General features: G+C 74.4%; 23 protein-coding genes. 10 read left to right on the top strand and 13 right to left on the bottom strand.

Annotated features, from left to right (window positions below; all coding sequences use genetic code 11):
* On the top strand, positions 1-321 hold the full coding sequence (locus tag ACZ42A_RS06265; protein ID WP_468525953.1) for a gas vesicle protein K: 321 nt from the start codon (positions 1-3) through the stop codon (positions 319-321).
* 32 nt (positions 322-353) lie between these two features.
* Here the strand turns inward: ACZ42A_RS06265 and ACZ42A_RS06260 are convergent, their stop codons facing one another.
* From ACZ42A_RS06260 to ACZ42A_RS06250, 3 genes are all read right to left on the bottom strand, one after another.
* Entirely contained in the window at positions 354-524 is a 171-nt protein-coding gene (locus tag ACZ42A_RS06260; protein ID WP_468525952.1) for a hydrophobic protein, read from the bottom strand.
* A gap of 42 nt (positions 525-566) precedes the next feature.
* Entirely contained in the window at positions 567-1,388 is an 822-nt protein-coding gene (locus ACZ42A_RS06255; protein ID WP_468525951.1) for a methyltransferase domain-containing protein, read from the bottom strand.
* A gap of 130 nt (positions 1,389-1,518) precedes the next feature.
* A complete protein-coding gene (locus tag ACZ42A_RS06250; RefSeq protein ID WP_468525950.1) occupies positions 1,519-3,006 on the bottom strand; it encodes a phosphatase PAP2 family protein in 1,488 nt (495 codons plus the stop codon).
* Positions 3,007-3,062: 56 nt separating this feature from the next.
* Here ACZ42A_RS06250 and ACZ42A_RS06245 point away from each other — a divergent pair, with 56 nt between their 5' ends.
* Both ACZ42A_RS06245 and ACZ42A_RS06240 read left to right on the top strand, forming a co-directional pair.
* Positions 3,063-3,740: a histidine phosphatase family protein gene (locus tag ACZ42A_RS06245; RefSeq protein ID WP_468525949.1), complete on the top strand. Its 678-nt coding sequence runs from the start codon at positions 3,063-3,065 to the stop codon at positions 3,738-3,740.
* A gap of 93 nt (positions 3,741-3,833) precedes the next feature.
* Positions 3,834-5,453, top strand: coding sequence for an ABC-F family ATP-binding cassette domain-containing protein (locus ACZ42A_RS06240; protein WP_468525948.1), 1,620 nt, complete (start codon positions 3,834-3,836; stop codon positions 5,451-5,453).
* A 33-nt stretch (positions 5,454-5,486) separates the two neighbouring features.
* Here the strand turns inward: ACZ42A_RS06240 and ACZ42A_RS06235 are convergent, their stop codons facing one another.
* Complete coding sequence (locus ACZ42A_RS06235) at positions 5,487-6,605, bottom strand: baeRF2 domain-containing protein (protein ID WP_468526148.1); 1,119 nt, start codon at positions 6,603-6,605, stop codon at positions 5,487-5,489.
* 56 nt (positions 6,606-6,661) lie between these two features.
* Between ACZ42A_RS06235 and ACZ42A_RS06230 the strand changes: the two genes are divergently transcribed.
* On the top strand, positions 6,662-6,982 hold the full coding sequence (locus ACZ42A_RS06230) for a DUF6158 family protein (RefSeq protein ID WP_468525947.1): 321 nt from the start codon (positions 6,662-6,664) through the stop codon (positions 6,980-6,982).
* Positions 6,983-7,066: 84 nt separating this feature from the next.
* Here the strand turns inward: ACZ42A_RS06230 and ACZ42A_RS06225 are convergent, their stop codons facing one another.
* The 5 genes from ACZ42A_RS06225 to ACZ42A_RS06205 form a co-directional block, all read right to left on the bottom strand.
* Positions 7,067-7,609 carry a type 1 glutamine amidotransferase domain-containing protein gene (locus tag ACZ42A_RS06225; RefSeq protein ID WP_468525946.1) on the bottom strand — a complete coding sequence of 181 codons (543 nt, stop codon included), beginning with the start codon at positions 7,607-7,609 and terminating at the stop codon, positions 7,067-7,069.
* A gap of 22 nt (positions 7,610-7,631) precedes the next feature.
* On the bottom strand, positions 7,632-8,288 hold the full coding sequence (locus ACZ42A_RS06220) for a diguanylate cyclase (protein ID WP_468525945.1): 657 nt from the start codon (positions 8,286-8,288) through the stop codon (positions 7,632-7,634).
* On the bottom strand, positions 8,285-8,743 hold the full coding sequence (locus ACZ42A_RS06215) for a CBS domain-containing protein (RefSeq protein WP_468525944.1): 459 nt from the start codon (positions 8,741-8,743) through the stop codon (positions 8,285-8,287). The genes ACZ42A_RS06220 and ACZ42A_RS06215 overlap by 4 nt, the downstream gene beginning before the upstream one ends.
* Entirely contained in the window at positions 8,743-9,114 is a 372-nt protein-coding gene (locus tag ACZ42A_RS06210; protein ID WP_468525943.1) for a DUF2795 domain-containing protein, read from the bottom strand. The genes ACZ42A_RS06215 and ACZ42A_RS06210 overlap by 1 nt, the downstream gene beginning before the upstream one ends.
* A 231-nt stretch (positions 9,115-9,345) precedes the next feature.
* Positions 9,346-10,806, bottom strand: coding sequence for an aldehyde dehydrogenase family protein (locus ACZ42A_RS06205; protein WP_468525942.1), 1,461 nt, complete (start codon positions 10,804-10,806; stop codon positions 9,346-9,348).
* Between the two features lie 227 nt (positions 10,807-11,033).
* Here ACZ42A_RS06205 and ACZ42A_RS06200 point away from each other — a divergent pair, with 227 nt between their 5' ends.
* Complete coding sequence (locus tag ACZ42A_RS06200; RefSeq protein WP_468525941.1) at positions 11,034-12,344, top strand: MFS transporter; 1,311 nt, start codon at positions 11,034-11,036, stop codon at positions 12,342-12,344.
* Between the two features lie 590 nt (positions 12,345-12,934).
* Here ACZ42A_RS06200 and ACZ42A_RS06195 read toward each other — a convergent pair.
* Positions 12,935-14,617 (bottom strand): IclR family transcriptional regulator domain-containing protein, encoded by a 1,683-nt coding sequence (locus ACZ42A_RS06195; protein ID WP_468525940.1) that lies wholly within the window; start codon positions 14,615-14,617, stop codon positions 12,935-12,937.
* 183 nt (positions 14,618-14,800) lie between these two features.
* Here ACZ42A_RS06195 and ACZ42A_RS06190 point away from each other — a divergent pair, with 183 nt between their 5' ends.
* A complete protein-coding gene (locus ACZ42A_RS06190) occupies positions 14,801-15,988 on the top strand; it encodes a 4-hydroxybenzoate 3-monooxygenase (protein WP_468525939.1) in 1,188 nt (395 codons plus the stop codon).
* Positions 15,989-15,995: 7 nt separating this feature from the next.
* Here ACZ42A_RS06190 and ACZ42A_RS06185 read toward each other — a convergent pair whose 3' ends face one another.
* Positions 15,996-17,825 carry a thiamine pyrophosphate-requiring protein gene (locus tag ACZ42A_RS06185; protein WP_468525938.1) on the bottom strand — a complete coding sequence of 610 codons (1,830 nt, stop codon included), beginning with the start codon at positions 17,823-17,825 and terminating at the stop codon, positions 15,996-15,998.
* Between the two features lie 195 nt (positions 17,826-18,020).
* On the opposite strand from ACZ42A_RS06185, the gene ACZ42A_RS06180 reads away from it, so the two are divergent.
* The 3 genes from ACZ42A_RS06180 to ACZ42A_RS06170 all read left to right on the top strand — a co-directional run bounded on the left by ACZ42A_RS06180 (position 18,021) and on the right by ACZ42A_RS06170 (position 21,582).
* On the top strand, positions 18,021-19,088 hold the full coding sequence (locus tag ACZ42A_RS06180; RefSeq protein ID WP_468525937.1) for a hypothetical protein: 1,068 nt from the start codon (positions 18,021-18,023) through the stop codon (positions 19,086-19,088).
* Between the two features lie 170 nt (positions 19,089-19,258).
* Positions 19,259-20,506, top strand: a complete 1,248-nt coding sequence (locus tag ACZ42A_RS06175) for an aminotransferase class I/II-fold pyridoxal phosphate-dependent enzyme (RefSeq protein WP_468525936.1) — start codon at positions 19,259-19,261, stop codon at positions 20,504-20,506.
* A complete protein-coding gene (locus ACZ42A_RS06170; RefSeq protein WP_468525935.1) occupies positions 20,503-21,582 on the top strand; it encodes an MBL fold metallo-hydrolase in 1,080 nt (359 codons plus the stop codon). The genes ACZ42A_RS06175 and ACZ42A_RS06170 overlap by 4 nt, the downstream gene beginning before the upstream one ends.
* 108 nt (positions 21,583-21,690) lie before the next feature.
* Here the strand turns inward: ACZ42A_RS06170 and ACZ42A_RS06165 are convergent, their stop codons facing one another.
* Together ACZ42A_RS06165 and ACZ42A_RS06160 are read right to left on the bottom strand one after the other, a co-directional pair.
* Positions 21,691-22,317, bottom strand: a complete 627-nt coding sequence (locus tag ACZ42A_RS06165; RefSeq protein ID WP_468525934.1) for a DedA family protein — start codon at positions 22,315-22,317, stop codon at positions 21,691-21,693.
* Complete coding sequence (locus tag ACZ42A_RS06160) at positions 22,314-23,087, bottom strand: MBL fold metallo-hydrolase (protein WP_468525933.1); 774 nt, start codon at positions 23,085-23,087, stop codon at positions 22,314-22,316. The genes ACZ42A_RS06165 and ACZ42A_RS06160 overlap by 4 nt, the downstream gene beginning before the upstream one ends.
* An 83-nt stretch (positions 23,088-23,170) precedes the next feature.
* Between ACZ42A_RS06160 and ACZ42A_RS06155 the strand changes: the two genes are divergently transcribed.
* Entirely contained in the window at positions 23,171-23,584 is a 414-nt protein-coding gene (locus ACZ42A_RS06155) for a hypothetical protein (RefSeq protein WP_468525932.1), read from the top strand.
* Positions 23,585-23,707 lie beyond the last annotated feature (123 nt).

Below are 23,707 nucleotides of genomic sequence, written 5' to 3'. Positions count from 1 at the left end.
GTGGAAGCGAGCGGCGACGACAAGGACGGCCTGCCGCGCTCGAGCCGCCGGCGCCGGCTCGAGCTGGAACCCGACACCGTGGAGCGCGACCTGGTCAAGCTCGTCCTCACCGTGGTCGAGCTGCTGCGCCGGCTGATGGAGCGGCAGGCGCTGCGCCGGTTCGACGCCGGTGACCTGACCGAGGAGCAGGAGGAGCGGATCGGGCTCACGCTGATGCTGCTGGACGACCGGATGACCGAACTGCGCGAGCGCTACGGACTGCGGCCCGAGGACCTGAATCTGGACCTCGGGCCGCTGGGACCGTTGCTTCCCCGGGACTGACGTCCCTTCCCCGGGCTGATGCCCGGGGAATCTCACCACCTATACCACCGTCCCCTGGATCCGCCCGCCGTCGTGCTGCGGAGCAGGAATCCCAGCAGCCACACCACGAGAACGATCAGAGCGATCCACCAGAGGATATCCCAGGCGAATCCGGCACCGAAAAGAATCAGCACCAGAAGCAGTACGAGCAGGATAGGAACCATCTCCAGAACCTCCTGCCGTACGAGTTTCCCGAAATCCGCAGCTCAGACTTCCTTGCGGCACAGAATTTCGCCGTGCAGGACCGTGAACCAGGCGTCCTCCCGGCGCCCCCACTCCCGCCAGGCCTCGGACACCGCCCGCAGCTCCTCCTCGGTGGTGTGCCCGCCCTCGACGGCGACCCGGGCGTACTCGGAGGCCAGGGTGCGGTCCGCCCACAGGCCGCTCCACCAGGCCCGCTCCTCCGGCGTGGAGAACGTCCAGGTGGCGGAGGTCGCCGTGATGTCGGTCAGACCCGCCCGCAGCGCCCAGGACTTCAGCCGGCGCCCGGCGTCCGGCTCGCCGCCGTTGGCGCGGGCCACCCGCCGGTACAGCGCCAGCCAGTCGTCCATCCCCGCCGACGCCGGGTACCAGGTCATCGCGGCGTAGTCGGAGTCGCGCACCGCGATCCAGCCGCCCGGGCGGGTGACCCGCCGCATCTCGCGCAGCGCCTGGACCGGGTCGCCGACGTGCTGCAGCACCTGGTGGGCGTGGACCACGCAGAACGTGTCGTCCGGGTAGTCCAGGGCGTGCACGTCCGCCACGGCGAAGTCGACGTTGCGCAGACCGCGTCCGGCGGCCGTGGCCCGCGCCTGGTCCAGTACGCCAGCGGCCCGGTCGACGCCCGTGACCCGGCCCTCGGGGACCAGTTCCGCCAGGTCGGCGGTGATGGTGCCGGGCCCGCAGCCGATGTCCAGGATCCTCATCTGGGGTTCCAGGACGCCGAGCAGATAGGCGGCGGAGTTGGCGGCGGTCCGCCAGGTGTGCGACCGCAGCACCGACTCGTGGTGGCCGTGCGTGTAGACGGCGGTCTCCTGCGCTTCCGGCATGGCTGTGCCCCCTTCTCGGCATGACGGCTCCCAGGGGACCGAGGCCCCCGCGGGCGACATCGTCACCGTACGCCGCGCGCCGAATGATGAGACAGATTGTTCTGCCATATGGACTGACGGGACATCAGTCTCATGATGTCGGGCGGTACACCGCCAGCGCCTCCGGCTCCTTCTCCAGCGTCACCTCGCCCTCCACGTCGGTGACTTCACCGTCGTACGCGAGCAGCGTCCCCGGCGCCACGCCCGCCAGCCGCAGCCGGCCCACCGCGACGGCCGCGTGCGCCGGCGAGCGGGTCAGCGGGCCCGCGAAGGCGGCGGCGAGCAGCCGCAGCGCCGGACGGCGGCCGCCGTGCACCACCCGGACGTCCAGCAGCCCGTCCGCCAGGTCGCGCCGGCGGCCCGGGGCGAGACCCATCCGGTGGTAGGTGCCGTTCCCGGCGAACAGCAGCCACAACGGGCGTGGCCGGCCGCCCACTTCGGCCTCCAGGGGATGCCGGTCGGCGCGCAGCACCCGCACCGCCGCGAGCACCCCGGCCGGCCAGCCGCCGATCCGGTGCGCCCAGCGGTCCCGCTCGCGCACCAGCTCCGGATAGACGCCCAGGCTGCAGGTGTTGAGGAAGATGCCGCGCCGCGCCCCGCAGGAGAACCGGCCGATGTCCACCCGCACCCCCTCGCCGCGCCGGATCGCCCGGCTGAACGACCGCACGTCCTCCACGCCCAGGTCGAGGGCGAAGTGGTTGAGGGTGCCGCCGGGCAGCACGGCGAGCGGCAGCCCGTGCCGCAGGGCGACCTCGGCGGCGGCGTTCACCGTGCCGTCGCCGCCGCACACCCCGAGCACCCGGGCCCGGGCCGCGGCCTTGCACAGCTCGGCGGCCATGTCCTCGGCGGCGCACTCCACGACCTCCGCGCGCGGCAGCGCCTCGTGCAGCCCGCGCACCCGGTCGGCGGTGCTCGCCTCGGTGTTGGCGACGACGACCAGCCCCTCGCCCTCGGGCAGCGCGGGCAGTTCGGCGCGCGGCCGGGCGGGCGGCGCGTGCCGGTCGCGGGTCGGCACCATGCCCCGTACGGCGAACGCGGCGCCCACCCCCAGGGCGGCACCGGCGGCCACGTCGCTCGGGAAGTGGACGCCCGTGTAGACGCGGGACATCGCCACCGAGAACGCCACCGGCGCCACGGCCGCCCCCCAGGCGGGCGACTCCATCGCCACCCCGGCCGCGAAGGCCGCCGCCGACGCCGAGTGGCCGGACGGGAACGACGTGGTGATCGGCTGCCGCTTCAGCTGCCGCACCAGCGGCACCGGGTCGAGCAGCGGCCGGGGCCGGCGCACCGAGCGCTTGCCGAGGGTGTTGATGGTGGCCGAGGCCAGAGTCAGGGAGGCGAGGCCGCGCGCGGCGGCCCGGCGGCCCCGGGGCGTACGGCTCGCCGCCATCGCCGCGGCCGTCGCGAACCACAGCACCCCGTGGTTGGCGCTGCGGCTGAGGCGCGGCAGGACGGGCTCGGCGGCGGGCCAGTGCCGCGCGGCGGCGAACTCGAACAGCCGGCAGTCGAGAGCCAGCAGGCGGTCCCGGAGGACGTGGCGGCCGGGCTTCGGGGTGGTCAGATCGACGTCTGGACTCATAGAGGTGCGGGTACCCGGAAGTACCCTTTCTCTCTCGGCCCGGCATCGGAGGCCCCGTGCGTCTGCTTCTCGTCCGTCACGCCCAGACCCCGTCCAACGTGAGGTTCCTGCTGGACACGACCGTCCCGGGACCGGGTCTGACCGAGCTGGGCGAGCGGCAGGCCGCCGCGCTGCCCGAGGCGCTCGCCGACGAGGACATCCAGGCCGTCTACGCCTCCACGATGATCCGCACCCAGCTCACCGCCGCGCCCTTGGCCGCCGCCCGCGGCCTCGACGTGTACGTCCGGGGCGGCATCCGCGAGCTGGCCGCGGGCGACCTGGAGATGCTGCGCGGCGACTCCGCGCGGGGCCTCGAGTACATGCGGATCGTCTTCGCCTGGGCCGCCGGGGACACCGGCCTGCGGATGCCGGGCGGGGAGAGCGGCGCGGAGGCGCTGGCCCGGTACGACGCGGTGGTCGAGGAGGCCGCCCGCGACGGCGCCGGAACCGTCGCCCTGTTCAGCCACGGCGCCGCGATCCGGATGTGGACGGCGGCCCGCGCCCACAACGTCGACGTGGCCTTCGCCGCCTCCCACCTCCTGGACAACACCGGCGTGGTGGCCCTGGAGGGCTCGCCCGCCGACGGCTGGAAAGCGCTGACCTGGGCGGGCGCCACGGTCGGCGCCGAGGGGGAGGGCGGCCCCGCCGGACGTCCCCTCGACGCGTCGGGCAGGCCACGCGCCGCCGGCGAGTAGGCGCTCGCCACGCGGGGGACGGGCTTTCGGGCCGCCCCTGCCGGCGAATATGCGTTTGCCGCCTGCCGGGTCCCGCCCGGAGAATGCCACCCCATGGGACATCTGGAAGCCGCACACCTCGAGTACCACCTCCCCGACGGGAGGACGCTGCTCGGCGATGTGTCCTTCCGGGTGGGCGAGGGCGCCGTCGTCGCCCTCGTCGGACCCAACGGCGCGGGCAAGACCACCCTGCTGCGGCTGATCTCCGGCGAGCTCACCCCGCACGGCGGCACCGTCACCGTCAGCGGCGGACTCGGCGTGATGCGGCAGTTCGTGGGCTCCGTACGGGACGATACGACCGTACGCGACCTGCTGGTGTCGGTCGCGCCGCCGCGCATCCGCGAGGCCGCGCGGGCGGTGGACAAGGCCGAGCACGCCATCATGACCGTCGACGACGAGGCCGCCCAGCTCGCCTACGCGCAGGCCCTCGCCGACTGGGCGGAGGCGCGCGGCTACGAGGCGGAGACCCTGTGGGACATGTGCACCACGGCCGCGCTCGGCGTGCCGTACGAGAAGGCGCAGTGGCGCCAGGTGCGCACCCTCTCCGGCGGTGAGCAGAAACGCCTCGTCCTGGAGGCGCTGCTGCGCGGCACCGACGAGGTGCTGCTGCTCGACGAGCCCGACAACTACCTCGACGTGCCCGGCAAGCGCTGGCTGGAGGAGCGGCTGAAGGAGACCCGCAAGACGGTCCTCTTCGTCTCCCACGACCGCGAACTCCTCGCCCGCGCCGCCGAGAAGATCGTCTCCGTGGAGCCGGGACCGGCCGGCGCCGACGCCTGGGTGCACGGCGGCGGCTTCGCCACCTACCACGAGGCCCGCCGGGAGCGCTTCGCCCGCTTCGAGGAACTGCGCCGCCGCTGGGACGAGAAGCACGCCCAGCTGAAGAAGCTGGTGCTGAACCTGCGGCAGGCCGCCTCCGTCAGCCACGAGATGGCCTCCCGGTACGCCGCCGCCCAGACCCGGCTGCGCAAGTTCGAGGAGGCGGGACCGCCACCGGAGCCGCCGCGCGAGCAGGACATCCGGATGCGACTCAAGGGCGGCCGCACCGGCGTCCGGGCCGTCACCTGCCAGGGGCTCGAACTCACCGGCCTCATGAAGCCCTTCGACCTGGAGATCTTCTACGGGGAACGCGTCGCCGTCCTCGGCTCCAACGGCTCCGGGAAGTCCCACTTCCTGCGGCTGCTGGCCGGCGAGGACGTGGCGCACACCGGGCAGTGGAAGCTCGGCGCGCGGGTCGTGCCCGGGCACTTCGCGCAGACCCACGCCCACCCGGAGCTGATGGGCAGCACCCTGCTCGACATCCTCTGGCAGGAGTACTCCCAGGACCGGGGCGCGGCCATGTCCCGGCTGCGCCGCTACGAACTCACCGCGCAGGCCGAACAGACCTTCGACCGGCTCTCCGGTGGCCAGCAGGCCCGCTTCCAGATCCTGCTGCTGGAACTGGCGGGCGCCACCGCCCTGCTCCTGGACGAGCCCACCGACAACCTCGACCTGGAGTCCGCCGAGGCCCTCCAGGAGGGCCTGGAGGCCTACGAGGGCACGGTCCTCGCCGTCACCCACGACCGCTGGTTCGCCCGCTCCTTCGACCGCTACCTGGTCTTCGGCAGCGACGGCCGGGTCCGCGAGACACCCGAGCCGGTCTGGGACGAACGGCGGGTGGAGCGGGCCCGCTGACGCAGCGGGCCCGGTAACGCCGCCGGGGGCGGCTCAGCTCCAGCGCAGCAGCGCGCCGAGACCGCCCACCGGGACGTCCTCCCGCTTCGCCTCGGCGGCGGGGGCCACCGAGATCGCCGGGGCCGCGGTCGCGACCACCGAGCGGATCAGCGCGTCGTCGGCGCGGGCCGGCCAGGAGTGCTGCTCGCCCAGGACCCTCAGGTCCGCACGCCGCACCGCCAGCTGGTCCGGGTCCTCGCCGATCCACACCTCGCGGTGGTTGTCGGGGCCGTCCGGACGCACCAGCAGTTCGTCGATACGGTGCTCGCGGGCCGCCTCGACCAGCGCGGGCACACCCTCCGCCGCCACCACACGCCCCTCGGCGTCCGGCGTGCGACCGGCCAGGAACCGCTCCAGCTCGGCGTCGGCGCGGGCCCGCTCGTGCGCGGCGCGGGCCGCCTCCACATCGGCGTCCAGGAGCCTGCTGCCCGCCCCGTGCGCGGCCTCCACCACCCGATCGTGCAGCCGCTGCGGCAGCCGGTCGCGCACCGCGTGCCGCTCGCGTTCCTCCCCGACGAGGATCAGCAGGTCCGCCCGGGTCTCCTCCTGGCAGACGGCGAGCGCGTCGGCGATCTCCGCGGCGTTGTGCTCCCAGGTGTTCTCCACCCGCAGCTGGAAGTGGCGTTCCGACCAGTCGACCGAGCTGGTGCGGTGCACCGGCCACTGGCGGCCGGCCACCGACCCGGCGTCCTCCCGGATCACCGCGCTGCGCATCTCGAAGTCGGCGCCCTTGCGGTCGATGTAGGCCACCACGCACACCGCGTCCTCGCCCTCCAGGTCGAGCAGCGGCGCGGTCCGCGGCAGGGACGCCCAGGCGGCCCAGCTGCCGCCCTGCGGGGGCCGGGCCAGCGACGGATCGAGCACGACCTCACCCGCCCGGGCGAACAGGGCCCGCCCGTGCGGCTCGGAGGAATGCCGCAGCTCCTCGATCGCGTCCCGTACGGCGTCGCAGGTCGCCTCGTCCGCGCCCTGCCCCCGCAGGTCCCGGGTCATGGCCTCGGCGATGAGGTGCCGCTGGTGGGGGGTGTCCTCCGCGTGCATGGAGAGATCGACGTACACGGAGGCCCACGGCCCCGGATGTTCGTAGAGTGGATTCAGGAACGCGAGGTCCATGGCTCCCTCCCGGATGCCGTCGGGGGATTTGCTCACCGGGCGGGTACCCGAACCGTATGAACGAACACGACGAGCGGGGCACCACGATGACCGGAGTCGACCCGGGACGGCTGGACGACCAGCAGCTCATGAAGGAGCTGGAGACCATCCACCGCACGCGCCACGACACGCTGCTCTACGGCTCGAACGACGCGCTGCGGGCCCACAACGAGCGCATGGCCCAGCTGGAGGGCGAGTACCTGCGCCGCAATCCGCGCCGCTTCGTCGCCGCGGCCCGCACCCGCGACGGCGCCCGCGAACGCGCGGCGGGCGACATCCGGGACAACGGGCGGGCACCGGTCGGCAAGTGGGGTCCGGGCGACACCGGGACGGCGTGAAACGGCGCACCGGCCGGTTCCCCGGCCGGTGCGCCGCGCTCGCGGCCCCCTGGGTCGTCGGGTGTGTCCCCAGGGGGTCCGTCCTCAGGCGGACTCCTGGGCGAACACCTCCAGGAACGCCTCGCAGAACGCCTTGAGATCGTCCGGTTTGCGGCTGGTGACCAGCTTGTTGGCGCCCCGCTCGCAGACCACGACCTGCTCGTCCACCCAGGTGCCGCCCGCGTTGCGGATGTCGGTCCTCAGGCTCGGCCAGGAGGTCAGCTCACGGCCCCGTACGACGTCCGCCTCGACGAGCGTCCAGGGGGCGTGGCAGATCGCCGCCACCGGCCGCCCCTGGGTGAAGAAGTCCCGTACGAACGCCACGGCCTTGTCGTTCAGGCGCAGGAAGTCCGGGTTGGCCACTCCGCCCGGCAGCACCAGCGCGCCGAAGGAGTCGGCCGAGGTCTCGCCGACGACCTCGTCCACCGGGAACGTGTCCGCCTTGTCGAGGTGGTGGAAGGCCTGGATCTCGCCGGGCTTCGTCGACACGAGCACCGGCTGGTGTCCCGCGTCCTCGGCCGCCCGCCAGGGATCGGTGAGCTCGACCTGCTCGACGCCCGCGGGCGCGGCCAGGAAAGCGATACGCATGATGAATCGACGTCCCTTCGGATCAACGTCCTGATGCGTCCTTGTCTGTCCTTGTGCGGCGATGTGTCCTTCTGCGGCGCCGGGCCGCCCGCCCGCAGCGCAGCAGCTCCTCGCCGTACGGCAGCAGCACGCACACGCCGATCGCGGCGGCGATCCCGGCGAGATAGCCGCGCGGCAGCGGTGGCCGCCGCGGCACGAACCGCCAGGCGTCCGGATCGCCGTGCCCGCCCCGCAGCAGCGACCTCACCTGGTCCGGATGGAGACACATCAGCGAGGCGATCGCCCCGAACGGCAGCGACTCCAGGAAGCTGTGGATGTGCTGCTCGACGGGCTTGACCTCGCGGTCGCTGTGATGGGCCGTGCGGACGTCCCAGAGCGCGGTCGCCTCGTGCGCCGCGGCCCCCGTCAGCTGCACCGTCAGCAGCAGCGGGTTGATCTCGTGGCGCAGGCTCAGCGCGATCGGGATGCCGACCTCGGCCATCATCAGCGAGTGGATCAGGGACTCCTTCGTCCCCGTGGTCTCCTCGATGCGGGTGCGCCGGTGCATCGCCCAGTCGGCGACACCCGGCACGAACCAGCTGGGCAGCAGCCCGTACAGCAGATACCGGGTGGTGGCCTCGCCGACGTCGACGGAGACTCCGGTCGCGGCGGCCCGGGCCGCCGCCTCCTTCCGGCTCATCCGGGGCCTCGGACGTCGGGTCCGGCCCGGCCGCCCGCCTCGTCCGGCGCGGCCCGGCTGATGTCGGCGAGCGCGCTCTCGGGGTCCTGCGCCACGGCCAGGTCGCCGAGACTCACCATGCCGACCGGCAGCCCGTGCTCCACCACCGGGAGCCGGCGCACCGCCTTCTCGCGCATCAGCGCCACCGCGGTCGACACCGGGTCGTCCGGGGCCACCACGGCGGGATGCGGGGTGCACACCTGCCCGGCGCTCACGGTGAGCGGGTCACGGCCCTCGGCTACGGCCCGTACCGTGATGTCCCGGTCGGTGAGCACGCCGACGACGTCCTGTCCGTCGGCCACCACCACGTCGCCGATGTTCTGGCTGCGCATGAGCTGCGCGGCCTCGACGATCGAGGCGTCCGGGCGGACGGCCACCACGCCCGGGGTCATCACCTCCCTCACGTAGTCGGCCATCACGGCGCCTCCTCCCGTCGGGTCAACGCCTCGGCCAGCTCCTGGACGTTGCCGTAGCGGGCCCCGCGCGGCCGCCGGGTCAGCGGCTCGACCAGCGCGTCGGGCGCGTTGTGCCGGCGCAGCTCGCCGATCAGCTCGCCCGGGCCGGCCGGGAAGGGCTTGCGGCCGAGGACCTTGGCCAGCTCCAGGCGGGTCTCCTCCAGGGAACCCAGCGCCGGTCCGCCCGCGACGCGCGGATCGTCGTCGGCCGAGGGCTCGGGGTCGTGCCACTCCTCGGTACGGGTGGAGTGGCCCGACCGCAGCATGCCCTGCAGTTGGTGCTTCATCTCGTCGTCCCGGTGCACGCTCAGCCGGTCACTGCCTCGCTGCATGTCTCCCTCCAGATCTGCCGGGGGTGGACACCGCGTACCCGACGAGCGGGAGCCGACACGGGGTTTGCACGGCGGATCGGCGGAGACCCGATCCTCGCCCCCCGCGCACACCTCTGCGGAAGGACAGGCCATGGCGATCCTCGCTGTGCTCCTCCCGTTCGTGCTGCTCGGCGTGGTGCTGGCACTCGGGCGCTACGAGGAACTGATGCTGCCGGCGGACCGGGACAGCTCTCAGAACGGGTAGTGGGCGTGCTGGGTCGCCAGCGTCACCCAGCGGGTGTTGGAGAACGCCTCGATGCCCCACCGGCCGCCGAACCGCCCGTAACCGGACGCCTTGGCGCCGCCGAACGGGGCCTGCGGCTCGTCACCGACGGACTGGTCGTTGATGTGCACGATGCCGGTCTGTATCCGGCGCGCGACCCGGAGCCCGTGCGTGCCGTTCTCGGTGATGATCCCGCAGGTCAGCCCGTTCTCGGTGTCGTTGGCCAGCGCGACGGCCTCCTCGTCTGTTGCGAAGACGGCCAGCGTGCACACCGGACCGAACGCCTCCGCGCGGTACACCTCCATCTCTCGGGTGACGCCGGTGAGGACCGTCGCCGGGTACACCGCGCCCTCGGGCGCGCCGCCGCCGGTCAGCGCCGTGGCGCCCCGGGCGACCGCGTCGGCGACCAGCGCGCCGACCCGGCGGGCCGCGTCCTCGGTGACCAGCGGGCCGACGATCGTGCGCGGGTCGGCGGGGTCGCCGGACGGCAGGGAGGCCACCTTGGCGGTGAACTTCCGGGTGAACTCCTCGGCCAGGCTCTCGTGGACGAGGACGCGGTCGGCGGACATGCAGATCTGCCCGGCGTTCATGAACACGCCGAAGACGGCGGCGTCGACGGCGTGGTCCACATCGGCGTCATCGAGGACGATCACGGAGTTCTTGCCGCCCAGCTCCAGCACGGCCGGCTTGAGGTGGCCGGCCGCGTGGGCGCCGATGATGCGGCCGACCCGGGTGGAGCCGGTGAAGTTGACCGCCCGCACGCGCGGGTCGGCGATCAGCGCCTCGGCGATGACGGCGGCGTCCTCGCGCGCGTTGGTGACGACGTTCAGCACCCCGTCGGGCAGCCCGGCCTCGCGCAGTACGTCGGCGACGAGCAGGCCGCAGGCGACCGGCGCGTCCTCGCTGGGCTTGAGCACGACGGTGTTCCCGGCGGCGAGCGGCGCCGCCACCGCGCGGACCCCGAGGATGACGGGCGCGTTCCAGGGCGCGAACGCGGCGACCACCCCGAGCGGTTCCCGGACCGCGAGCCCGAGCGCGCCCTCCTCCTGCGCGGTGAGCACCTCGCCCCGCGGCGCGGTGACGGCGGCGGCCGCCTCGCGCAGCATCTGGGCGGCGAGCATGACGTTGAAGCCGGCCCAGGGCCGGGTGGCGCCGACCTCCCGGGCCATGATCTCGGCGACCTGGCCGGCCCGCGCTTCGAGCAGGTCGGCGGCCCTGAGGAAGACCGCGCGGCGCGCGAAGGGGCTCAGCGCGGCCCACGCCTCGAACGCGGCGTCGGCGGCGGCCACGGCCCGCTCGACGTCCTCCGGACCGGCGGCGGCCACCGTCGCGTAGGTGTCGCCCGTGAAGGGACTGATGTCCGGCGTGGTCCGGCCGGAGGCGGCAGGGGTCTCCTTGTCGCCGATCAGGAGGTCACGGGTGACGGTCATGGGGGAGCCTCCGCGCGCGTTCGCCTGGTGAAGAAGGATTCACTTCATGTTCCGGGCGAGTCTGCAGTCGAGGCGAAGTGCCTGTCAATGAATGCGCGAGGCATTGACGCGGGCCGCGCGGGCGGCGAAACTCGCCCAGCCCAGGCAGTGAAGCAAGTTTCACTACGCGAACATCTCTGCCTGTGTGCGACCCCGCTCGCTCCCTCCCGTACCTCCCAGGGACAGACATGACCTCATTCCGCTCCGTCTTCCCCGTCCTCGCGCTGTGCTGGCTCGCCGTCTTCTTCGACGGCATGGACGTCAACATCTACGGCGCGGTGATGCCGTACATGCTCGACGACCCCGGCCTCGGCCTGACCGCCGCCGACGCGGGCACCATCGGCAGCTGGACCACCTTCGGCATGCTCATCGGCGCGCTGCTCGCCGGGAACGTCACCGACTGGCTGGGCCGCCGGCCGATGCTCGTCGCCAGCGTCGTGCTGTTCTCCCTCGGCTCCGGCCTGTGCGCCGCCGCGGGCAGCCCCGGACTGTTCGGCGCCGGACGGTTCGTCGCCGGGCTCGGGCTCGGCGGGCTGATGCCGCTGTGCCTGGCGATGGTGCTGGAGTTCGCCCCGCCGCGCCGGGCCGCGCTCACCACCGGCCTGCTGATGACCTCGTACCACGCGGGCGGCATGGCGGCGACCGGCCTCGGCCTCACCCTCGCGCCCGCCGCCGGATGGCGCTGGGTGTTCTGGGCGGGCGTGCTGCCGGCCGTCGTCGCCGTCCCGCTGCTGCTGAGGCTGCTGCCCGAGTCGCCGGGCGTGCTGCTGGCCCGGGGCCGCCGCGAGGAGGCGTACGCCGTCGCCGACCGCTACGGCCTGCCGCGCCCCGCCCCCGTCGTGGCGCCCGCCGCCGGTGCGAAGGGGCGGCTCGCCGCGATCCGCGAGTTGTTCCGCCCGGAGTCGCGCTGGGCCACCCCGTTGCTCTGGCTGGCGTCCTTCTGCGGCCTGCTGCTGGTCTACGGCGTCTCCACCTGGCTGCCGCAGATGATGCGCTCCTCCGGCTATGGCCTGGACTCCTCGGTGTCCTTCCTGATGGTGATCAACGCGGGCGGCATCGTGGGCATGCTGATCGCCGGGCGCACCGCCGACCGCTTCGGCGCCGTCCGGGTCTCGGCGATCTGGTTCCTGCTCACCGCCGCCGGCGCCCTGCTGCTCAGGAACGAGCTGCCGCTCGGCGTCACCTACCTGGTGGTGGCCGTCACCGGTGTCTGGCTCTTCAGCGCGCAGGTCATGGTCTACGCCGCCACCGGCACCGTGTACCGCGCCGGCGAGCGCGCGGCCGGGCTCGGCTGGGTCACCGGCGTCGGCCGCACCGGCGCGATCGTCGGCCCCTGGCTGATCGGCGTCCTCGCCCAGAGCGGCAACGAGACCTGGGGCTTCACCGCGTTCGCGCTGACCGGCGCGGTCGGCGCCGTGGCCATCGCACTGGTGCCCCTGGCCCGGCGGCTCGGGGGCGCCCGCCCCGAGGCTCCGGCCGCGACGCCGGTGCAGGCCTGAGTCCGCCGCGACACGGGCCTGCCCCTGCCGGGCCCGACCCTGCCCGGCGTGGGCTCGTCCGGCCCCGGCGTGGGCCGGACCTGCCTGGCTGGGGGTGGTGGGGGTCCCGCTCCTGGCGGCGGGCCAGGCCCCAGCTCGGTGCCTGACCTGCCTGGGCTGGGGCTGTCCGGCTCTTGGTGGCGGGCTTGGCCTGGCGGGGCGGGCTGTCCTGCCCCTGGCGGCGGGCCTCACCTGCCCGGCTGGGGGCGTCCCGCTCCTGGCGGTGGGCCCGAGCCTGCCCAGCTCGGGCTCGCCCGGCCCCGGGCTAGGGCTGTCCGGCTCCTGGCGGTGGGCTTGGCCTGGCGGGGCTGGGGCTATCCGGCTCTTGGTGGCGGGCTTGGCTTGGCGGGGCTGGGGCTGGGGCTGTCTGGCTTCTGGCGGCGGGCCTGACCTGCCCGGCTGGGGGTGTCCCGATCGCACTCGGCGGCGGGCCAGGCCCTGCCCGGCTTGGGCTCGCCCGGCCCCGGCTGGGGCTGCCCCGCTCCGGGCGCCGGCCCTGGCCTGCCCCGGCCGGGCCCGCCCCCGCCCCGGCGGCGGACCCGAGGCTCCGTTCAGACCACCGGTACGTCGGTGAACCGCCCGGCGATGTGCAGATCCGCCTCGATGCGGGCCGCCTCGGCCCGCAGGTCGGGCAGCACCCGCTCCACGCACTCCTCGACGGTGCGGTGACTGGCGTGCATGGCCACGTTGACGGCCGCCACGACGGTGCTGGAGCGGTCGCGCACCGGTACCGCGATCGACCGCAGGCCCACCTCCAGCTCCTCGTCGACCAGGGCGTACCCCTCCCGCCGCACCCGCTCCAGCAGGACGGCGAGCTCGACCGGGTCGGTGACGGTGTGCGGGGTGAGCGGCGTCAGGTCGGTGCGGGCGAGGCGGTCCGCGCGCTCGGCGGCCGGCAGCCCGGCCAGCAGCACCCGGCCCATCGAGGTGGCGTACGCCGGGAAGCGAGTGCCGACGGTGATGTCGGCGGTCATGATCCGCCGGGCCGCCGCGCGGGCCGTGTAGCGCACGTCGTCGCCGTCGAGCACGGCCAGCGACGAGGAGTCGTGCAGGCGCTCGGTGAGAGCGGCCAGGTGGGGGGCGGCGATGCGCGGCAGCGTGGTCCGGGACAGCGGCGGAAAGCCCAGCCCCAGTACGCGCGGGGTGAGGCGGAAGGCGCGACCGTCCTGGACGACGTAGCCGAGGTGGCCGTAGGTGATCAGGGCGCGGCGGGCGGTGGCCCGGGCCAGGCCCGTCGCCTCGGCGACGGCGGTCAGGGTGAGCGCGCCGCGGCCCTCGCCGAAGGCCGTCAGCACGGTCAGCCCGCGCGCCAGCGACTCGTTGAAGGTCCGGCCCAGCTCCTGCTTGGACGCGCCGGTCCAGGCGGCCAGCCCGGACGGCCCGGGCTCCTGCTCGCCGCCCGCCGGGACCCGGCCCAGGTCCCCTTCCATGGCCTCGACGGCGGCCCGCAGCCGGGGCAGCAGACGCTCGCGCAGCGATCCGGCGCTGTGCCGGCTGGTGTGGCTCACCACGCTCACGGCGCAGACCGGGGTCCCGTCCGGCGCGTGCACGGGCATCGAGAGGGCGATCAGGCCCGGCTCGATCAGCTGGTCGTCCAGCGCGAAGCCCCGCTCGGCGGCGAGCCGCACGGCCGCCGTGAACTCCCCCTCCGAGGGGCGGTCCGCCAGCCGCCGCGGCGGCAGCGCCGGAAAGCCCTCCTCCGCCGGATCGGCAGCGCGCCGGGCCCGCCACCGCGCCCAGTCCTCCTCGTCCCACCGGGCGGCGAACAGCGCGCCCGGCGCGGTGCGTTCGGCGGGCAGCAGATCACCGATGCGGAAACTCACGGACATGGTGCGGCGCCGCGTGGTCTGGTGGATGAACCGGATGCCGTCGCCGTCGGGCACCGCGAGGGACACCGACTCGTCCAGCTCGTCGGCGAGCGCGTGCGCGGCCGGGCCCAGCAGCGCGGGCAGCCGCAGCGCCGCCAGGTACGCGTTGCCCAGCTCCATCAGCCGGGGCGCGAGCAGCGCGGTCCGCCCGTCCAGGCGGACGTATCCCATGCGGGCGAGCGTGCCGACCACCCGGTCGAGGGTCGAGCGGGCCAGGCCGGTCGCCCGCTCCAGGTCGGCGAGGGTGAGCGCCCCGTCGGCGTCGGTGAGCCGGCGCAGCACCGTCAGACCGCGCATCAGCGGCGCGACGGCCTCCGCGGGCACCGCCTCGGAGGGCTCCGCCGTCAGGGCGTGGGTCGGGGACATGGGCGCTCCGTGCTCGACGCGTCGGGATCGGGTGAACGCTAACTCCTGGCCGGGCCCCCTTGCGCGGGCGGCAGGGGTGTTGACACCCGGCGCAGGGGCGAAGAGACTGCGGCCCGGGCACATGTGAAGAATAGTTCACTGCGCGAACACGGTCCAATCGTACCCAGTGAAAGGGGCTGCGCCATGGCGTACCCGAGCCGCACCCGAGTGGGCATCGTCGGCGCCGGACCCGCGGGGCTGCTGCTCGCCCGCCAACTGCACCGGCAGGGCATCGACTGCGTCGTCCTGGAGAGCCGCGACCGCGCCTACGTGGAGCAGCGCCAGCGCGCCGGGATCCTGGAACAGGGCACCGTGGACGCCCTGCGCGAGGCCGGCGCCGCGGACCGCCTGGAGCGCGAGGGCCTGCCGCATGACGGCATCGAACTGCGCTTCGCCGGCCGCGCCCACCGGGTCGACTTCCCGTCCCTGACCGGCGGCCGCCGGGTGTGGGTCTACGCCCAGACGGAGGTGGTCAAGGACCTCATCGCGCTCCAGCTCAAGGAGGGCCCGCCGCTGCTCTTCGAGGCCCGCGCGCACGCCGTCGAGGGCGCGGACACCGACAGCCCCGTCATCCGCTACACCCACGGCGGCCGCGAACACACCCTGACCTGCGACTGGGTCGTCGGCTGCGACGGCTACCACGGCGTCACCCGCCGCGCCGTACCCGAGGGCGCCCTCACCACGTACGAACGCACCTACCCGTACTCCTGGTTCGGCATCCTCGCCGACGCCCCGCCCGCCTACGACGAGCTGATCTACGCCCACTCCGAGCGCGGCTTCGCCCTCGCCAGCATGCGCTCCCCGCAGGTCAGCCGCCTCTATCTCCAGGTCCCCAACGGCACCGACCCGGACGACTGGTCCGACGAGAGGATCTGGGACGAGCTGGACGAGCGCCTGAGCGCCGCCGGCACCCGGCCGCTCACCCGCGGGCCGATCACCGCGCGGTCCGTGCTCCCCATGCGCAGCTCGGTGACCGAGCCCATGCGCCACGGCCGCGTCCTGCTGGCCGGGGACGCCGCCCACATCGTGCCGCCCACCGGTGCCAAGGGACTCAACCTCGCGGCGGCCGACGTGGTCGTGCTGGCCCGCGCCCTAGGCCACCTGCACACCACCGGCTCCACCGAGCTCCTCGACGCCTACTCCGACACCTGCCTGCGCCGGGTCTGGCGCGCGGAGCACTTCTCGTACTTCATGACCACCACGCTCCACACCGACCCGGCACAGTCCCCCTTCGACACCCGCCTCCAGCTCTCCCAGCTGGACCGCGTCACCACCTCCCCGCACGCGGCGGCGGAACTCGCCGCCAACTACGCGGGGCTGCCGATGGGCTGAGCCGGGGTCACTTCTTGTCACGGCCCCTCTCGCGGCCCTTCTCGCGGCCCTTCTCGCGGCCCGGCAGGAACTCCTGCACCTTCGCCTTGAACCCCTGCTTGACCACCGACGCCCGGTCCGCGTCGCCCTTCAGGATCGACGCGGCCGTGGCCTCCATATGGTCCCAGGTGGCGTGCGGCGGGACCGGCGGCACGGAGGGGTCGGTCAGGAACTCGATCACCGCGGGGCCGTCCGCCTCGAGCCCGGCCCGCCAGCCCGCCTCGACGTCCTCCGGCTTCTCCACCCGGACCCCGGTCAGGCCCAGCGAGCGGGCGAACGCGGCGTACTGCACGTCCGGCAGCTCCTGCGAGGGCAGGAAGGACGGCGCGCCGCCCATCGCCCGCAGCTCCCAGGTGACCTGGTTCAGATCCTGGTTGTTCCACACGCCCACCACCAGGCGCGGATCCTCCCACCGGTCGCGGTACTTCGCCGCCGTGATCAGCTCCGCCATGCCGTTCATCTGCATCGCGCCGTCGCCGACCAGGGCGATCGCGGGCCGGTCCGGATGCGCGAACTTCGCGCCGATCACATACGGCACCCCGCAGCCCATCGTGGCGAGCGTCCCGGACAGCGAGCCGCGCATGCCCGGCCGCATGGTCAGGTGCCGCGCGTACCAGTTCGCCGTCGACCCCGAGTCGGAGGTGACGATCGCGTTGTCCGGCAGCAGCGGATCGAGGGCACGGGCCACGTACTCCGGGTTGATCGGGTCGGCGCTCAGCCCCGCGCGCCGCTCCATCACCTCACGCCAGCGGCTGACGTTGTCGCACACCGTCTCGTACCACTCGCGTCCGCGCCCGGACTCGATCAGCGGAATCAGCCGCTCCAGCGTCGCCTTCGCGTCGCCGACCAGGTTCACCTCGTACGGGTAGCGCATCCCGACCATGTGCGGATCGATGTCGATCTGCACGCCCCGCGCCTTGCCGAACTCCGGCAGGAACTGGCTGTACGGGAACGAGGACCCGATGGTCAGCAGCGTGTCGCAGTCCCGCATCAGCTCGTACGACGGGCGGGTGCCCAGCAGCCCGATCGAGCCCGTGACGTACGGCAGTTCGTCGCTCAGGACGTCCTTGCCGAGCAGCGCCTTGGCGACCCCCGCGCCGAGCAGCTCGGCGATCCGCTCCACCTCGGCCCGCGCCCCCGCCGCGCCCTGACCGACCAGGATCGCCACCTTGTCACCGGAGTTGAGGATCTCCGCCGCCCGCCGCACCGCGTCGTCCGACGGCACCGCCGTCCAGGAGCTGCGGTCCAGGCTGGACGGCACCATCTTGAACTCGTGCGTCGGCGCCGAGTACTCCAGCTCCTGCACGTCCCCCGGGATGATGACCGCCGTGGGGCTGCGGCGCGCGTACGCGGTGCGGATCGCCCGGTCCAGCACGTTCGGCAGCTGCTCGGGCACCGTCACCGTCTCCACGAAGTCCGAGGCCACGTCCTTGAACAGCGTGTGCAGGTCCACCTCCTGCTGGTAGGAGCCGCCCATCGCGGTGCGGTGCGTCTGGCCGACGATCGCCAGCACCGGCACATGGTCCAGCTTCGCGTCGTACAGGCCGTTGAGCAGGTGGATCGCACCCGGCCCCGACGTGGCCGCGCACACGCCGAGACGTCCGCTGAACTTGGCGTAACCGACCGCCTGGAACGCGGACATCTCCTCGTGCCGTGACTGGATGAAGCGGGGCCGGTTCTCCGCCCGCCCCCAGGCGGCGAGCAGACCGTTGATGCCGTCACCGGGATAGCCGAAGACGTGCTCCACACCCCACTCGCGCAGTCGTTCGAGGACGTGGTCGGAGACCTGGATGCTCATCGAGGGACCTCCCGGGTCACGTGGGTGTTGGATGCCGAGTCACCCTCCGGGTGGGGGGAAAACTTCCGGGGGTGCCGCGTCGTCACCCCGTTGGCCGTACCGTTCCCGCGAATGGGGGTCGGCCGCGCGCGGTGCTCGTGGGCAGCGGATGTGATGGCTGCGTGTCCGTCGTCGCCGTCGTGGGGAGTCCTGATCGTGCGTCGCGCAGCCCGTGCTCTGTCCGTTGTCGTCCTGGCCGGAGTCGCGGTCGCCGGAGGAGCCTCGGGCGCCCTCGCCGAACCGGCCGCCGAGGTCAGCCCCGGCCAGGCCGCGCCCGAGGAGAGCGTCACCGTCTCGGTGACCTGCGATCCCGTCGGCGGATCGCCGCCCGGCACCCTGGAGGCCACCTCCGAGGCCTTCGAAGACGGTCTGGCGGAGCTGCGGCTGGTCGGCGGGAACGACGACACGACATCCGGCCCGGCCTACCAGGGCACCGCGCGGATCGCCCTCCCGGAGGACTTCGAGGGCGGCGGGGATGCCACAGGTGAGGACGGTGCGGGCGGGGGCGTCACGGGTGAGGACGCTGCGGGCGGGGGAGTTACGGGCGAGGACGCCGCAGGCCAGGACGCCGCGGGCGGGGGCTCTACGAGCGGGCAGGCTGCGGGCGAGGATTCCGAGGGAGAGGGGCCCACGGACGAGGACTCCGCGAGCGGGCGCGCCGCAGGCGGGGACTCCCCGGGCGAGCACGCTGTGGGCGCGGATTCCGCGGGTGAGCACGCCACGGACGAGGATTCCGCGGACGGGCACGCTTCGGGTGAGGGTTCCACGGGCGAGCACACCGCGGCCGAGGACTCCACAGGCGGGTACGCCACGGGCGGGCACGCCGCGGGCAAGGATTCCACGGACGGGCACGCCGCGGGGAAGGATTCCACGGACGGGCACGCCACGGGCAAGGAATCCGCAGGCGAGCACGCCGCCGGCGAGGACTCCGCGTGGACCGTGGACGGCACCTGCCCGGACGCGTCCGGTGGGCAGGGCAAGCCGTGGAGCGCGAGCTTCACCGTGCCCCCGGGCGGCGGTCGCCACCACAGCGCGTCGTCCTGCCCCGACCTGAAGGACCCCGGCTGCGGCACGGCGGTGATCCAGCGTGGGGTGCGGGCCGGAGCGGGCGGTGCCCTCGACGGGTCCGTGCCCGCCCTGGTGCTGGGCGGAGTGCTGATCGCGGGCGCGCTCGGGGCCGCCGCGCACCGGCTGATCGGCAAGGGTTCGCGCGCCGACGGCTGACCCGGCGGCGCGCTGGGTACGCAGTAGCCCGGGACGACGACAACGGCGACCGGGAGCACCGTACGAACCCGGCACCACACCACCCACGGACCAGGGAGCGAGCCACGACGGAAACGGAACACGACGGGACGGCCCTACGTCACCACGCCCCCGGCAGCGCGGAGGACCCCATGCAGCGCAGGGACCCGGAGGACCACGGCCCCGTCCGCTACGGGCCGCCCCCGCCCGAGGACGGGCTGCCCGTGCTGCCGGAGCTGGCCGCCGTGCTCGCCTCGGCGGCGCACCTCGGCGGCGGGGAACCGGTCGGCGGCGGCCCGGCCCTGCTGGAGGCCGGCTGCGGCTACTGGGCGCGGCGCGGCCTCGCCACCACGCCCGAACACACGGTCGCCGCGCCCGGCGCGCCCGCCGTGCTGCTCGCGCTGACCGCCGCGCTCGGCGGCGACGTCCTGGTGCCCCGGCCCTGCGCCGCCTGGTGGGCGCCGTACGCGCGCCTGCTGGGCCGGCCCGTCTTCCACGTGGCGACCCCGGCCGAGTGCGGCGGCGTACCCGACCCGTACGCCCTGCTGGAGACCGTGCGCCGGGTGCGCGCGGAGGGCGGCGATCCGCGGCTGCTGGTGCTGTCCGTCGCCGACGACCCGACCGCCACCGTGGTGCCGCCGGAGGTGCTGCACGAGACCGTGGAGGCCGCCGAGGGGGAGGGGCTGCACCTGGTCAGCGACGAGACCTGGCGCGACACCCTGCACGACCCGCACGACACCGTGCTGTTCAGCCCCGCCGAGATGCTGCCCGAGCGGGTCACCGTCGTCACCGACCTGGCCGGCGCGCTGCTGCCGCCCGGCTGGCCGGCCGCCCTCGCCCGGTTCCCCGCCGGTGCCGCCGGCGACGGCCTCCGCGCGCGCGTGCTCGACGTCCTCACCGCCCTCGGCGCCCGGATCGCCGGACCGGTCGCCGCCGCCGCGGCCTACGCCCTCGCCGAACCCGAACCCGTCACCGCGCGGATCACCGCCGCCGTACGCCTGCACGCGCGCGTGGCCGACGCCGTGCACCGCGCGGTCGTCGCCGCCGGTGCGCTGGCCCTGCCCCCGCGCGCCGGCCGCCATGTCTACGTCGACCTGGGGCCGTTGAGGTCCGCGCTCGCCGCGCACGGGGTGACCGACGCGCAGGAACTGGAGGACTTCCTCTCCGCCCGGCTCGGCATGCCCGCGCCCGGCGGCCACCGCTTCGGCGACGAGCTGAGCGCGTTGCGGGTCCGGCTGTCCACCGGCGCGCTGCTGGGCGGCTCGGACGCCGACCGCACGGAATGCCTGCGTTCCCCCACGCCGTTGGAACTGCCACACCCGCACCACTCGTTGATCACCCTGAGGTCGGTCTTCGACGACCTCCGCGACGACGCTCGGCGATGGGAGCCTCCTCGATGACGCAGCAGTCCGAGTCGACCACGAGCCCGACGGCCCGGGAGACCGCCGACCCGGCCGCCGCCTCACCCCTCGCGCCGCCCTTTCCGCCGCTCGCCGACCCGCGCCCGCTGGGGGAGCGCAGAGTCTGGCCGCGCACCTTCCACGACCGGCTGACCGCGCCGCTGCCCGGCATCAAGGCGCTCGCCCGCTTCGCCCGCGAGGGCGCCGTACGGCCCGGCAAGGAGGGCCTGGCCGACATCCCCCGGCTGCCGTACGAGCCCGGCCCGCTGCCCCGCGTGGACGCCCGCACCGTCGCCGTCACCTGGGCGGGACACGCCAGCTGGGTGGTGCGGATCGGCGGGCTCACCGTCCTCACCGACCCGGTCTGGTCCCGGCGCATCATCGGCACCCCCGCGCGGATCACCCCCGTCGGCGTGCCGTGGAGCGACCTGCCGCGCGTGGACGCGGTCGTCATCAGCCACAACCACTACGACCACCTGGACGCCCCGACGCTGCGCCGACTCCCGCGCGAGACCCCGGTGTTCGTCCCGGCCGGACTCGGCCGCTGGTTCCACCGGCGGCGGTTCACCACCGTCACCGAGCTGGACTGGTGGGAGGCGTCCGAACTGGGCGGCGTGCGCTTCGACTTCGTCCCCGCCCACCACTGGTCCAAGCGGACCCTGACCGACACCTGCCGCTCCCTGTGGGGCGGCTGGGTGCTCACCGCGCCCGATGGCAGGCGGGTCCACTTTGCGGGCGACACCGGCTACGGCCATTGGTTCTCCCGCATCGGCCGCCGCTACCCCGGCATCGACCTCGCCCTCCTCCCCATCGGCGCCTACGACCCCCGCTGGTGGCTCAGCGACGTCCACTGCGACCCCGAGGAAGCGGTCCGCGCCGCCCAGGACCTGGGCGCCCGCCGCATGGCCCCCATGCACTGGGCGACCTTCGTCCTCTCCGCCGAACCGGTCCTGGAACCCCTGACCCGCGTCCGCGCCGCCTGGGAGAAGGCGGGCCTGGACCGCGCGGACCTGTGGGACCTGCCGGTGGGGGCTTCGCGGGTGCTGGAGAGCCCGCCGGGCGGGCTGCCGGGGTAGGTAGGCCGCAGGCGGGTGGCCGGAGCAGGCCGCAACGACGGGTGCCGGACGGGCGATCACCGGCGGGCCGCGCGCCCACCCCTACGACGCCGCCGACCCCCGTACCCGCTACGACGCCGCCGACCCCCGCACCCGTCGCCACACGCTCGGGACCGCGCTGATCAGCAGGGTCAGGGCGACCGCTGCCACCACGCCCTCCCAGGGCTCGGCGAAGAGGGAGCCGCCGAGGATGCCGATGAGCTGGTAGGTGACGGCCCAGGCGAGGCACGCGGGGAGGTTGCCGCGGACGAAGCGGCGCAGCGGCCACTCGGCGACGAGGCAGGCCAGCATGACCGGCAGCCGGCCCGCCGGCATCAGCCGGGACAGGACGAGGACGGCCACGCCGTGCGCGGCCAGCTTGTCCTGCGCCTGCGTCAGCCGGTCCTCCGGCGCCCGGGCCCGGATGGCCTCCAGCCACCGCGAGCCGTTCCTCGACCTCATCCCGCGCCGCCCCAGCCAGTACAGCGCGATGTCCCCGAGGAACGCGGCCAGCGCCGCCGTCACGAACACCAGCGCCAGCGAGAACGGCGCCGTCTGATGGAACGCCACCACCGCCGCGCCGCTGACCAGCGCACCTGTCGGCACCACCGGCACCAGCGCCCCGACCAGCACCAGCAGGAACAGCGTCGGATAGCCGATCGCCTGCTGGGTGGACTCGGGCGGCACCGTCGTCGAGGCCGCCCCCAGCCAGCTCACCGCGCGACCTCCGGGCGGACGCTCTCCCCGTGCCGCAGCCGGTGCACCGTCACCCCGGGCGCCCGCTCGGCCGCCAGCCGGACGAACTCGTCGCCGGGCGCGTGGAACTCGTGGGGGCGCACCGCGTCCATGCCGATCGGCCAGTACGTGCCGTAGTGCACCGGCACCGCGCTGCGTGGCGAGAGGCGGGCCAGTGCCTGCGCGGCCCGCCCCGCGTCCAGATGGCCTTCGCCGAGATACGGTCCCCAGCCGCCCACCGGCAGCAGCGCCACATCGACCGGCCCGACCTCCTCGGCCATGGAGTCGAACAGCCCGGTGTCCCCGGCGAAGTAGGTGCGCGCCTCGCCCTCCACCACGTAGCCCAGCGCGGGGGAGCGGTGCGGGCCGAGCGGCAGCCGCCGCCCGTCGTGCCGCGCGGGCACGGCCCGTATCACCAGATCACCGACCTTCACCTGGTCGCCGGGCGCCACTTCGGTCACGCGCAGATGGGAGAGCCGGCGCAGCGTGGGCACCGCCCGGGGTGCGCCCCGGGGCACGAGCAGGCGCGTGCCCGGTGCGAGCCGCGCCAGCGACGGCACATGGAGATGGTCGGCGTGCAGATGTGAGACCACCGCGACGTCCGCGCGCCACGCTCCGGGCGGCGGCAGCGCCCCGCGTCGGCGCCGCAGATGCGCGAGCCGGCGCACGAACAGGGGATCGGTGAGCACCCGTATGTCCGAGTCCTCGACCGTGCAGGTGGCGTGACCCCACCAGGTGATCTCCACCGGCACCTCTTTGCCTCCTTCGCGCGACTCCCCGAAGCGTACGGGCAGGAGTAGGGTCGGCGGCGAAACCCTGAGGTGAGGGGGACGCCATGGGAGAAGGCCCCGGGCCGGTCCGCGTCACGGCGATCGCCAGTCTGACGCCGTTGCAGGAGCTGGAGATCGATCCCTTCCTGGTGGACTCCCGCGGCCAGCACGCGATGTGCGCCCGCTGGGCCGCCGAGCACGGCTATGTCGTCACGCGTGAGCTGCTGGTGCGCGGGCTGCGCCCGGACCACTGTCTGCTGTGGGACGGGGTGCGCCCCGGCTGCGACGTGTTCGTCGCGCCGAGCCGCCGGGTGCTGGAGAGCGCCCTGGCGAACGTCGAGGAGTTCACCGCCGAGTGCGCGCGGCGCGGGGTACGGGTGGAGACCGTGGGACGCGCGGAGCCGTTCTACGACGCGCAGATGAAGGCCCGGGTGCACCGCCGGCTGTCGATGCCGACGGCCGGATACGACGGGCGATAGCGCGGCGGAGCCCATCAGACGGGGCAGATCAGACGAGGCCCGTCAGGCGGCACCCATCAGGCGGGGCCCGTCACGGCCGGTGTGACACGCTGGGGGCGGGCCCGTGCCGGCTACGGGCCGGGA

It is taken from the genome of Streptomyces sp. NPDC030838, assembly GCF_055572035.1.
Note: the sequence above shows the minus strand (reverse complement) of the source record. Positions and strands in the feature narration are given on the sequence as shown.